10 protein-coding genes are annotated in these 12,207 nt (G+C 71.4%); 3 read left to right on the top strand and 7 right to left on the bottom strand.

The annotated features are described in order from the left end of the window. Window positions 1–256 precede the first annotated feature (256 nt). Together ACIQMR_RS29915 and ACIQMR_RS29910 are read left to right on the top strand one after the other, a co-directional pair. Window positions 257–2,395 (top strand): TPM domain-containing protein, encoded by a 2,139-nt coding sequence (locus ACIQMR_RS29915; protein WP_401393708.1) that lies wholly within the window; start codon window positions 257–259, stop codon window positions 2,393–2,395. A 32-nt stretch (window positions 2,396–2,427) separates the two neighbouring features. Then, the gene (locus tag ACIQMR_RS29910; protein ID WP_401393705.1) at window positions 2,428–3,138 is read left to right on the top strand and encodes a PspA/IM30 family protein; all 711 of its coding nucleotides are present in this window, start codon (window positions 2,428–2,430) and stop codon (window positions 3,136–3,138) included. Between the two features lie 32 nt (window positions 3,139–3,170). On the opposite strand, the gene ACIQMR_RS29905 is transcribed toward ACIQMR_RS29910, so the two are convergent. From ACIQMR_RS29905 to ACIQMR_RS29885, 5 genes are all read right to left on the bottom strand, one after another. Continuing rightward, window positions 3,171–5,750, bottom strand: coding sequence for a SpoIIE family protein phosphatase (locus ACIQMR_RS29905; protein WP_401393702.1), 2,580 nt, complete (start codon window positions 5,748–5,750; stop codon window positions 3,171–3,173). A gap of 147 nt (window positions 5,751–5,897) precedes the next feature. Next, window positions 5,898–6,326: an ATP-binding protein gene (locus tag ACIQMR_RS29900; protein ID WP_401393699.1), complete on the bottom strand. Its 429-nt coding sequence runs from the start codon at window positions 6,324–6,326 to the stop codon at window positions 5,898–5,900. 114 nt (window positions 6,327–6,440) lie between these two features. Further along, window positions 6,441–6,869, bottom strand: a complete 429-nt coding sequence (locus ACIQMR_RS29895) for a (deoxy)nucleoside triphosphate pyrophosphohydrolase (RefSeq protein ID WP_401393696.1) — start codon at window positions 6,867–6,869, stop codon at window positions 6,441–6,443. Between the two features lie 84 nt (window positions 6,870–6,953). Continuing rightward, the gene (locus ACIQMR_RS29890) at window positions 6,954–7,136 is read right to left on the bottom strand and encodes an SPOR domain-containing protein (RefSeq protein WP_401393693.1); all 183 of its coding nucleotides are present in this window, start codon (window positions 7,134–7,136) and stop codon (window positions 6,954–6,956) included. Window positions 7,137–7,678: 542 nt separating this feature from the next. After that, window positions 7,679–8,431, bottom strand: a complete 753-nt coding sequence (locus ACIQMR_RS29885) for a GntR family transcriptional regulator (RefSeq protein WP_401393691.1) — start codon at window positions 8,429–8,431, stop codon at window positions 7,679–7,681. Between the two features lie 295 nt (window positions 8,432–8,726). Here ACIQMR_RS29885 and ACIQMR_RS29880 point away from each other — a divergent pair, with 295 nt between their 5' ends. Then, complete coding sequence (locus ACIQMR_RS29880) at window positions 8,727–10,061, top strand: glycoside hydrolase family 18 protein (protein ID WP_401393688.1); 1,335 nt, start codon at window positions 8,727–8,729, stop codon at window positions 10,059–10,061. Window positions 10,062–10,153: 92 nt separating this feature from the next. Here the strand turns inward: ACIQMR_RS29880 and ACIQMR_RS29875 are convergent, their stop codons facing one another. Both ACIQMR_RS29875 and ACIQMR_RS29870 read right to left on the bottom strand, forming a co-directional pair. Then, on the bottom strand, window positions 10,154–11,269 hold the full coding sequence (locus tag ACIQMR_RS29875; protein ID WP_401393686.1) for a DUF4190 domain-containing protein: 1,116 nt from the start codon (window positions 11,267–11,269) through the stop codon (window positions 10,154–10,156). A gap of 483 nt (window positions 11,270–11,752) precedes the next feature. Continuing rightward, the coding region (locus ACIQMR_RS29870; RefSeq protein WP_401393683.1) for a proprotein convertase P-domain-containing protein at window positions 11,753–12,207 on the bottom strand (455 nt) is incomplete at its 5' end.

Raw genomic sequence — 12,207 nt, 5'->3', positions numbered from 1 at the left:
CGCCCCCTGCCGGTTCGGTGCCTGCCTCGGTGCGCGTACGCGCCCACGTACCCGCTCACGTGCTCCGTCCCAGATCCCGCTCACGACGTTCACCCCCATACAGCGCCACTTCCCACGTACAGCGCCACGTCCCACGTGCGTCCTGACTCTAGGTGACGCCACTGACAGTGACGGCTACGGAACGTGACGCGTGGCTCCCGAGGGCGCGCCCGCCCGTCGGGCATCTGGGCAAGTGGGCGTCCGGTCGCGCGGACCGATGGCCGGACATAGCCTCCCAAACGTGACACGAATAGCCGTCCGGGCTCTCCTCGCCGTGCTGGTGGCGGCGTGGTGGCTGATCGTGCCCGCCGCCGGCGGCGCCCCCGCCGAGGAACCGGTGCAGCTGTCGCGCCAGGGGCAGATCACCGACCGTGTCGGGGCGCTCGGCGGCCAGGAGCCCCAGGTGGCGCAGGCCCTGGACCGGCTGTACGACGAACGGCGCGTCCAGCTCTTCGTCGTGTACGTGCGCGACTTCTCCGGGCGTCCTGCGCAGAGCTGGGCCGACGAGACGGCTGCGAAGAACGGGCTGAGGCAGGACGACGTCCTGCTCGCCGTGGCGACGCACGACCGCCAGTACGCCTACTCGGCGGACGCGGACTCACCACTCACCCAGACCCAGCTCGAAGAGGTCGCGCGAACCGCTGTCGAGCCCGCGCTCAGGCAGAACGACTGGGCCGGCGCCGCGATCGGAGCCGCCAACGGCTACGCCGCGGTGCTCGGCGGGCAGCCCGTGCCCACGCCGGTGATCACTCCCGGCCCGGCCGACCCCGGCGGAGGCGGCGGGGACGGCGCCTCCGCCACCGACCTGGTCCTGCCGCTGGCGGTGCTCGGCGGAGCGGGCGCCCTCGCCGCGTACACCTACCGCAAGCGCAGGAGCCGGACCGCGACCCGGACCACTCCGGCCGGCGGCCGGCTGGGCTGGGGCACGCCGGAGGAGACGCCGGCTCCGGAACCGACCCCGCTGCCCGAGCTGGACGCCCAGGCCAAGCGGACACTCGTCGCGACCGACGACGCCCTGCGTACCAGCCAGGAGGAACTCGGCTTCGCCACCGCGGAGTTCGGGGACGAGGCCGCGAAGCCCTTCACGGAGGCCGTGGCCTACGCCAAAGGCGAGTTGACGGCCGCTTTCCGGCTACGGCAGGCGCTCGACGACGCCTTTCCGGAGGACGACGCGACCCGACGGCGGATGCTGGACGAGATCATCTCCCGGTGCGCGGAGGCCAATCGGCGCCTGGACGAGGAGTCGGAGGACTTCGACCAGCTGCGCGCCCTGGAACAGAACGCGCCCCAGGCCCTGGCCACGGCCGAATCCGCTCATCAGGAGCTCACCGGACGGGTCGGCACGGCCGAGGCCACGCTCACCGTCATGCGGCAGCGGTACGCCGAGTCGGCGGCCGCGCCCGTCGTGAGCGACGTCGACCAGGCCAAGGACCGGCTGCTGTTCACAACGACCGCCCTGGACCAGGCCCGGGAGGCGATCGGCGCCGGCGACAACGCGGCCGCGGCCGTGCACATCCGGGCAGCGGAGGGCGCGGTCGACCAGGCGGCGCGGCTGATCGACGCCGTGGACCGGCGGGCCCAGGAACTCGCGGAGGCGGCCGGGAAGCTGCCCGGCGCGCTCACCGAGACGGAGGCCGACCTGGCCGATGCCCGCGGACTGCTGAAGGGGACGGCGGAGGGAGTCTCGACCGCCGACCTCCAGGGCCGGATCGCCCGGGCCGAGTCGGTGCTCGCCGATGTACGACAGGCGACGGATGCGGGCCCCTACGACCCGATCGACGCGCTGCGCCGGGTCGAGGAGGCGGATGCGGCGCTGGACGAGGCGCTCGCGGGCGCCCGCGAGCGCGAGGAGGGCACACGGCGGGCCCGCACGCTGCTCGATCAGGCGACTCTCACGGCGCGTTCCTCGGTCGGGGCGGCTTCGGACTTCATCACCACCCACCGCGGCGCGGTGGGGGCGCGGGCCCGTACCCGGCTCGCCGAGGCGCAGCGGAGGCTCGAACGGTCGCGGGTGCTGGCGGAGTCGGACGACGCGCAGGGCGCGCTGGTCGAGGCACAGCAGGCGGACGCCCTGGCCCGGGAGGCGCAGAGCATCGCCGAGCAGGAGGTAGGTGCGTACCGGAACCCGTTCGGGCCGGGCGGTGTACAAGGAGCAGGAGGCGGGCTCGGCGGTGCCGTGCTCGGCGGGATCATCCTCGGCGGCCTGTTCGGCGGCGGAGGCGGATATGGAGGAGGCGGGGGCTTTGGCGGGGGTCATGGACGCGGGGGTCATGGGGGCGGGGGCTTCGGCGGTGGTCCGGGCAGTTTCGGCGGTGGGGGCACGCGTGGCCGCCTGGGCGGCGGTGGCCGTTTCTGACGCGGTTGTCTTCCTACGCAAGGAGAAGTGCCATGACCAAGCAGACGATTCTCGGCCGTGTCGCGCAGCTGGCGAAGGCCAACATCAACGCGCTCCTGGACCAGGCCGAGGATCCGCAGAAGATGCTCGACCAGCTCATCCGGGATTACACGAACAACATCTCGGAGGCCGAGCAGGCCGTGGCGAGCACCATCGGCAATCTGCGCCTCATGGAGCAGGACCACCAGGAGGATGTGCGCGCGGCCGAGGAGTGGGGCGGAAAGGCTCTCGCGGCGAGCAGGAAGGCGGACGAGCTGAGAGGGTCCGGGCAGAGCCCGGACGCCGACAGGTTCGACAGCCTCGCGAAGGTGGCGCTGCAGCGGCAGCTGCAGTCCGAGCGGGAGGCGAAGACCGCCGAGCCGACGATCGCCGCCCAGACGGAGGTCGTGGACAAGCTCAAGACCGGTCTCGACCAGATGAAGGGGAAGCTCTCGGAGCTTCAGGCCAAGCGCGACGAACTGGTGGCGCGGGCCAAGTCGGCCCAGGCGCAGAACCAGATGATGGACGCGGTCAAGAACGTCAATGTGCTCGACCCCACGAGCGAGCTCAACCGCTTCGAGGACAAGGTGCGCCGCGAGGAGGCGAAGGCGATGGGCAAGCAGGAGCTCGCGGCCTCCTCGCTGGACGCCCAGTTCGAGCAGCTGGACGCGATGGGCGACAGCGCGGAGATCGAGGCACGGCTCGCCGCGCTGAAGGCCGCGTAGCTGCCCGCGGCGGGCGGGCGCCTGAGCCTTGGTCAGAACATGCTGAGCAGCTGCTCCACACTGGGCTCGGCCGTCGAGTCCCCATCGGGCAGGGCGAGTTCGAACCAGACGGTCTTGCCCCGGTGGGTGCGGCGCGAGCCCCAGGCCGCGCTCAGCAGACCGACCAGCTGGAGCCCGCGGCCGCCTTCGTCGGTGTCCTTGGCCCTCCGCCGTCGGGGCTGGACCAGACCGGCGTCCCACACCTCGCAGACGAGGGTGCGGTCGCGCAGCAGCCGCAGCCGGATCTCGCCCTCGCCGTAGCGCAGCGCGTTGGTGACGAGTTCGCTGACGAGCAGTTCGACCGTGTCCACGAGCGCATCGAGTTCCCAGGCCACCAGCTGGGCCCGGGCCAGCTCCCGGGCGCGACCCACGGAGCGGGGTTCCCTGGGCAGTCGCCAGTCCCCCACGGCCTCGGTCGTCAGCCCCTGGATGCGGGCCATCAGCAGGGCGATGTCGTCCTCGCCGTGCCGGGTGTCGAGGGTGGCCAGGACGTGGTCGCAAACGTCCTCGAGCGAGCGGGCGGGCGCTCCGCCCTCGGCGAGGGTGGGGGCCGGTTCGGTGAGTGCCCTGCGGAAGGCGCCGAGCCCCTCGTCGAGCGGATGGTCACGGGACTCGACGAGCCCGTCGGTGTAGAGGGCGAGCAGGGCGCCCTCCGGCAGCTCGACCTGGACCTCCTCGAACGGCTCGCCGCCCACTCCGAGCGGCATCCCGGGCGGCACGTCGAGCATCAGGGCCTCCTCGCCGGGCTCGACGAGGACGGGCGGGAGATGGCCGGCGTTGGCGAAGGTGCAGCGTCTGGTCACCGGGTCGTACACGGCGTAGACGCAGGTCGCCAGATAGACCTCGGAGAGCTCGGGGCCGCGGGACTTGTGCGCGACACGGGACGCCTGCTGGGCACCGCTGGGGGTGCCCAGCCCGCGGGCGATCTCGTCGAGGGCGGAGAGCACCTCCGCCGGCTCCAGGTCCAGCAGGGCCAAGGTGCGTACGGCGGTGCGCAGTTCGCCCATGGCGACGGCGGCCCGAAGGCCGCGCCCCATGACGTCGCCGACGACAAGTGCCGTGCGGTGTCCGGGGAGTTCGATGACGTCGAACCAGTCACCGCCCACTTCGGTGGCCGTGTTGCCCGGCAGATAGCGGCAGGCGATGTCGAGGCCCGCGGCCTCCGGGTCCCCGGGCGGCAGGAGGCTGCGCTGGAGGATCAGGGCGCGCTCGTGCTCGCGGCGGTAGAGGCGGGCGTTGTCGATGCAGACCGCGGCGCGGGCGGCGAGCTCGACGGCGAGCGCCCGGTCCCGTTCCCCGAAGGGCTCGCTCCCCTTCGCCCGGGAGAACTGGACGAGTCCGACGACGGTGTCGTGGGCGACCATCGGCACGGCGAGGGTGGACTGGAGCAGGGTGCCGTCCTCGCCCGGGATGGCGCGGACGCGCGCGGTGCGCAGCGCGTCGGCGCAGGCCGAGCTGAAGGGGTACCGGTGGACGGCGCCGACTTGGGGCGTGGCCGGCGTCGCCGCGCCGGAGGCACCGAGCAGGTCTTCGGAGACGGTGCTTGCGAAGGCGACCCGGCGCAGCTCGGCGCTGCCGCCGTAGCCCTCGGACCGCCCGGAGCCCCAGTGCCCGGGCGGGGCCTCGTCTCCGGTGAGCAGCCCCTGGTAGAGGTCGACGGAGGCGAGGTCGCAGAAGCCCGGGACGGCGACGTCGAGGAGTTCCCGGGCCGTGGTCTCCAGATCCAGGGAGTTGCCGATCCGGGCGCTGGCCTCGTTCAGCAGGGCGAGATTGCGGCGGGCACTGGCCGCCTCTCGGGCGGCTATCTGGCGACGGGTGACATCGGTGCCGAGCCCTGCCACCCCGACCGGCCGGCCGGACCCGCTGTGCACGCGGTAGAGGTTGATGGACCAGTGGCGGCGTTCGGTGCCGCCGGGGACCACGCCGACGAGCTGCAGATCGGTGACGGACTCCCCGGTCTCCAGGACGCGTTGAAGGGCGGCGGTCATCCGCTCCGCCTCGGGCCGGGACAAGTAGTCGTGCACGGTGCGTCCGCGGTGGTCCTCCGCCACGCCCCCGAAGACGGTCGCGAAGCGCTGGTTGGCGCGCAGCACGGTGAGGTCGGTTCCGAACAGGAGGAAGCCAAAAGGAGATTGGCCGAAAATCGCCTGCGACGCGGCGAGATCTGTCTCGATCTGTCGCAGTGCACGGACATCGACGACGATGCAGAGCGCGGCGCGCTCGCCGCGCTCCGTCTCACTCGGCATCACATAGACCTCGGCCAGTCCGTGCGCGCCGCCCTCGCCGGGCATCCGGAAGGGCACGAGGCCCGTCCACTCCTTGCCGTCCAGGATCTCGGCGACCTTGCGATGACCTCGCGTGCGCATATCGGCCGGGATGAAGACCTCGACCGGGTCCTTGCCCCTGACCTCGTCGGCCTCGATACCGAACTGCTCGGCGGCACGTCGGCTCCACTGGTCGACCAGCCCGTCCGGGCCGATCGAGAACGACGCGACTTTGATGTAGTCGTAGATGGAGCCGGGCGGGCTGCTCTGCCAGACCACGCCGCTCGCCGTCTCAGGTATCTCGCTCACGCGACCGTCCCCTCCAGCTCACCGCACCGGACCGGCCATGCCCGCAGTATTCAGCACTACGGGCCCTGGCGGCACGGCGTTCACGATCACAGCACGGTCTCGTTCGTTTTGAGCCGAGCACGTAATGATCGTTCTCCCCCCACACTCCTAACCCGGCAGGGGCAGCTCGAACCACACGGTCTTACCCGTTCTTCCGCGCCGTGTCCCCCAGCGCCGGGCGGTGCATGCCACCAGCTGCAGTCCGCGTCCACCCTCGTCATCGGGTCCCGCGGGGCGTTCATGCGGTGGCTCCGGAAGCGGATCGGAGACCTCCACCAGCAGAGCGGGCAGTCGCGGTGGAGCCGATCCGTCGACGGTCGGCCGGACCAGCCGGACCCCGATGGGGCCGGAGGCGTACCGAAGGGAATTGGTCACCAGCTCGCTGACCAGGAGCACCGTCACATCGCCGATCACGGAGTCCAGACCCCAGCCGCGCAGGGCGTCACGGACCGCATGACGGGCGGAGCGTACGGCGTCCGGCTCGGCAGGGAAGGTCCACTCGACGCATGCGCCATCGGTGTCGATCACGCCGACCACTTCCCAGACCAGCCACAGAACCTGTCCACTTTGGGACGGTTAATCACCCCATACCCGATATCAGGGCGGGCTATCGCCAGAAGGGGCGCACGGTGGCACGAACGGCGTAGAGCGTCAGCCGCGTGCGCTTCCCGAGGGATGCGGGGGCAGCCGGCGCACCACCTCATCGACGGCGGGTCGGTCCTGGGGCAGCCAGTCCACCGAGTCCAGTTCGTCGACGGCCAGCCAGCGCAGCTCGTCGTGATCCTCCAACGGAAGGGGCAGGCCGGAGATCAGCCGCGCGGTCCAGACCTGGAGTACATAACCGGGCCCCAGAGGCCACTCGCCGGGGATGCGCTCGACCGGCTCGACCTCCACGCCGAGTTCCTCGCGCAGTTCGCGAACGAGGGCCTGCTCCGGGGTCTCGCCGGGTTCGAGCTTTCCGCCGGGCAGCTCCCAGCGGCCGGCGAACTCCGGTGGTGCGCTGCGGCGCGCGGCGAGCAAGCGCCCCTGCTCATAAAGCGCCCCGGCCACCACGACCCGAGCGGTCACGCGATCTGTCATGCGCCGGAGCGTAACCCGCGAGGCGGGGCGCTCCGCACGCGCGGCCATCCGCGCGTTCGCCCGGATGGCCGCGACCGGAGCATGTCAGGAGGGCGCGGTCTGTCCGACGTGCTCCACCCAGTAGAGCTGCTTGTGGCCGCGGTCACCGAGGCCGTCGGCGACCGCCTGCGCCTCGTCCTGTGTGGCGTACCTGCCGACGCGATAGCGATTGCCGTTGTCGTCCTGGCGGATCACCAGCCAGGGCAGCACCCCGCCACCGTCGCTCATCGCGCCTCCCCCTCCGCCGGCCTGCACATCTCTAACGATCCCCAGGAAACCGCAGTCTGCATATGCCCGAGCTTACGCCTGACCTTTACTCAGCGGATCCGTGTTTTCACAAAGAGAGACGGATCCGGCCAGGAGGGCGGCAGACAAAGGGAGCGCACATGGCCGAGTGCGCCCCCTCTCACCGGAGTCCGGGCTCCGCCGGAGAGACCGAGGTCCTCCCGGGAACGAGCCTGCGGGGGACCGACGGGATCGGACGGTGCGTTCAGTCCGTACGCACCGTCGACAGCGACAGCGGGACCGGGCTGGAGGCCGGGGGATCCTTGCGGCAGACATCGCAGCATTCGGCGTCCAGCGGGCAGCACAGCGAGCAAAGCAGAAGCGGGCCATGACGACTCGGCACCGCACGCGATCGCCCGCGCGTTACGGTCCGGGGCGGGCGTCAACTCGTGATCACGACGGGCGGACAGACCGACCGCCCAGCGGTCACCGCACCGGGAGCCCGACGGCGCGTCAGGCGCCCCGAGGACACGGCGACCCGGCCGTCACCGTACGGGAAGGTGGTACGCGATGCGGTAGCGATCGGCCGGGACCACGACGTCCGCCGTCTCCACCGCGCGCCCCGACGCGTAGTACGTCCGCTGGATGACCATGACCACATGGCCGGGGACTCCCCCGAGCGTCAGGAGCTCCTCCGCCAGCCCCGGCCGCGCGCCGACCTCCTCCACCACGTTGTCCACGACGACGTCGATCGCGCCCATCCGCTCGACGACGCCGCAGCCGCCGAGCGGCCCCTCCTCGGGCAGCATCACCGGCGTCCGTCCCGTGATCACGAGGGGCTCCCAGGAGGTGGAGAGCATCATCGCCTCGCCGGCGTCCCGGAACACATACCGCGTACGCATCACGCGCTCGCCGGGGGCGACCCCCAGCCGTCCGGCGATCGCCATGCTCGCCGGCTCCTGCTGGCTGCTGGACTCCCAGGTGCCGCGGGCGTCTTCCGACGCCTGCTCCTGCCGGAACGGATTGGCACCGGTCGGCGGGCGGTACCCCGAGCGGGCGATGCGCCGCGGCACCGGCCGCTCGCGCACATACGTCCCGGAGCCGGATCGGCCCTCGACCAGGCCCTCCGCCATCAGCACCTTCCGCGCCTCCAGCGCGACGGTGTCCGAGACGCCGTACTCCTCGCGGATCCTGGCCTGCGAGGGAAGGCGGGTGTGCGGCGGGAGCGAACCATTGACGATTTTCTGGCGAAGATCGCTCGCCACGCGCAGATAGGCGGGCTGCTCACCGAATGTCACTGGCCACTCCCAACAGGTTGACAGACAGCTACAGCGTGGCAACCGACGGTTGCGCGCCGCAAGCATGGGCCACGGTTTCACCCGAAGTGATGACCGCTCTTTACGCAGGCAGTTACCCCAGGTATGGACTCGGGCTTCGGGCAGGCGTGCACCGAATCCTTGACCGCAATGGTCCAGACCAATACCTTCCTATCCGTACCACGCACGGCAGCAAGCACCGCTCATGGAAGACCTCCGGCACACGTCCCGGCACCCGCTCAGTCACTCGCCCGGCACACGCACAGGAATGAGCCTCATGCGCCGAAGAACCCTTGCCCGGCTGACCATCGCCGCCACCTCGCTCTCGCTCCTCGCGGCGCTTCCCGCCGCGCTCGCACCGGCCGCCACGGCGGACGGCCGCGGCCACCACCACACGTACAAACGCGTCGGCTACTTCACCCAATGGGGCGTCTACGGACGCAACTTCCAGGTCAAGGACCTGGACACCAGCGGCACGGCCGGCAAGCTCACCCACATCAACTACGCCTTCGGCAACGTCGGTCCGGACGGGAAGTGCTTCACCGGCAACGTCCCGGGAGAGGCCGACGCCTGGGCGGACTACGTCCGTCCGCTGGACGCCGCCGGTTCGGTCGACGGCGTCGCCGACACGGACGGGCAGCCGCTCGCCGGCAACTTCAACCAGCTGCGCGAGCTCAAGGCCAAGCACCCCGGCCTCAAGGTGCTGATCTCCCTCGGCGGCTGGAGCTGGTCGACCCACTTCTCCGACGCCGCCCGCACCCCCGCCTCGCGCAAGGCCTTCGTCGCCTCCTGCCTCGACCTCTACATCAAGGGCAACCTGCCCGTGGACGGCGCCCGCGGCGGCGCCGGAGCGGCGGCCGGGCTCTTCGACGGCATCGACCTCGACTGGGAATGGCCCGGCTCCGAGGGCGACACCGACACCGTCTTCCGTCCCGAGGACAAGCAGAACTTCACCGCGCTGGTACGGGAGTTCCGCACCCAGCTCGACGCGTACGGCAGAACGCTGAAGAAGCGCAAGCACTACGAGCTGACGGCCTTCGTCCCGGCCGCGCCCGCCAAGATCGACGCCGGCTTCGACGTCCGGAGGATCATGCGCGACCTGGACTTCGTGACCCTCCAGGGTTACGACTTCCACGTCTCCGGCGAGAAGACCACCGCCCAGCAGTCCGCGCTGTTCGCCCGAGACGACTTCAGCGGCGACCAGACGGTGCGGGACTGGCTGCGGCGCGGCGCGCCCGCCCGCAAGCTGGTGCTGGGCGTGCCCTTCTACGGCCAGGGCTGGACGGGTGTCACCGGTGGCGGCGACGGCCTCGGGCAGCCGGCGGGCGGACCCGCACCGGCCACCTGGGCCGCCGGTTACGAGGACTACAAGGCCCTGAAGAAGCTCGCCGCTTCGGGCACGTACACCGTCCACCGCGACCGGCGGAACGGCCACGCGTGGCTCTTCGACGGCACCACGCTCTGGACGTACGACGATCCCCATGTGCTGCGGACCAAGACGTCGTACATCCGCGACCGCGGGCTCGGCGGCGCGATGTTCTGGTCCCTGGACGGGGACACCCCGGACGGGGAGCTGATGACGGCGATCGACAAGGGCCTGAAGGGCCGCTGAGCGACTGCCGGAACATCCGGACCGTCAGCGGCCTGAGGACGAGCCGGCGGGCCCCCGGCGAGGATGCCGGGGCCCGCCGGGCGCAGTCCCGCTCACAGTTCCACGGCGTCGCCCGGCCGCGTCTCCTCGGAGTCCGGGTCCCCGGTCCCCTCGTCCCCGGGCTCCGCCGGAGGCTTCGTGGAGAGCCCGAGGGCGGAGCGCACGGCGATCTCGGTCTTCTGCCGGAGCGCCTCCTCGGCCTTGCCGCAGCCCTCCCAGAACTCGTCCTCCTCCAGCGCCCCGGTCACCTGGTCGTAGTGCTTGCGGGCGGCGTCGTACTCATTCGCACGCGCCAGGGCGTCCTTCCGGGCGGCCGCGGGCCAGTCCGCGGCGCGCAGCGCGCGGGCCTGTTCCTCCAGCGTCAACGACATCTGCGCGGCCCAGGTGCGATTGGCGTCCGGATCGTCCTCGAAGAGGTCCTCCGGCTCCTCCCACCGCGTCTCCTCGATCGCCTGCTCGCTCTTCAGATACGCGAGCTGCGCCGGGTTCAGGGTGGTCCGGTCACTGCGGACGGAGGACTTCAGCTTCGCCTCGGTGGCCGCGAACGTGCAGACGACGGTCCGGTCCCCGAGCCGCCAGCTGTCCCTGGTCGGCATGTAGTAGTACGTCTCGGCAGCCTCCGGAACGGCCCACCGGTCCAGCGCGTAGGCGCTGTTGATCTCCTCGCAGCGGGTCTCCGCCTCGGACTCGATGGCCGGGTCTCCCGGCCATCTGCCGAACTTGTGCAGCGGGAAGGCGCCGGAGACCTCACCGTCGTGCGGCTTCGCGCAGTCGACGACCGCGACGGAGGCGGTCTCCTTCTCGTCCTCGACCCCATGGGGCGTGTCGAAGCACTGCCCGGTGCGCAGATCGAGCGTGGAGCGCGACCTGGCACTCTCGTCCGCGGCGTCGCGGACGCCGCCCCAGAACGCGGCGGCGCCGCCGGTGGCGAACGCGACGGTCATGAGGATCGTGCTGACGACGGAGAGCGCGGTCCCCGCGATCGCCAGCCCGCGCCCCTCCTGCCCCTTCTTCTTGATCTGCGCGAGGGCGATCAGTCCGAGGACGAGCCCGAGCGGCGGCACACAGCACACGATTCCCGTGATGAGGGAGGCGACGGCGAAGCCATTGGTCGCGGGGCGGGGAGGCATCCCGTATGCCGGATACGGCACCCCTGCCGACATCCCCATGGGCGTCCCCGTCGGCGACCCCACAGGCGTCGGATGCGGATACGGGTACGGCTGTGGGGACGCGGACGAAGGCTGCGAAGGCGGCTGCGCCGGGCCGGACGCGCCCGGAGGCGTCCAGCCCTGCGACGACGGTTCCACGGGTACGTGCTCCTCGGAGAAATCAGCGGGGATCAGCGGGGATCATGCGAACATGTGCGCGGATCGACGATCAGCGGATCATACGGGGGGCGCCATGCGGGCGACAGCAGATTCTCTTCGTGCGGTGAACCGCCTCACCGCACGGCGGGCGGCGACCGCCCCTTCGGCTTCCTGACCGTCCACCGCACCTCACGCCCGGTCCCGACCGCGTGCCGGGTCGCCGATCCGACGCCGTACCCGGAGTCCGACGACGACCACGGCGCACGAGGAAGGGGCGGCCGCTCGGCGCGACCGCCCCTCTTTGTCACTGCTCGTCAGGTGCCGGACTCATGGGCGTACGAGGCGTCAGAACTGCAGCGCCCAGGAGTCGATCCTGCCGGTGTCGTAGTTGGCGTTGTCGCTCACGCGCAGCTTCCACGTACCGTTCGCGGTCTCCGAGGAGGCGTTCACCGTGTACGTGGTGTTGATGTTGTCGGAGCTGCCGCCCGTGCCGTACGACTTCAGCGTGTACGCGCTGCCGTCCGGGGCGATGAGCTGGACCTGGAGGTCACCGATGTAGGTGTGAACGATGCTCACGGGCACCTGCAGGGCGGCCGGGGCACTGCCCGCGACGCCGCTGACGGTGACGGGCGACTCCACGGTGGCGTTGTCGTTGATCGCGAAGTCGGCGGTGTTCTCGAACCTCGGTCCGGGCGGCGTGGTCGAGCCGCCGCCGACGTACAGGAGCCGGTTCGGCGAGCCGGAGCCGGGGCTGCCGACGACGTTCGGGGTCGCCGCGGCGGTCAGGGCCGAGGACACCT

Source organism: Streptomyces sp. NPDC091376 (assembly GCF_044757085.1).
Classification (GTDB): domain Bacteria; phylum Actinomycetota; class Actinomycetes; order Streptomycetales; family Streptomycetaceae; genus Streptomyces; species Streptomyces pratisoli.
Note: the sequence above shows the minus strand (reverse complement) of the source record. Positions and strands in the feature narration are given on the sequence as shown.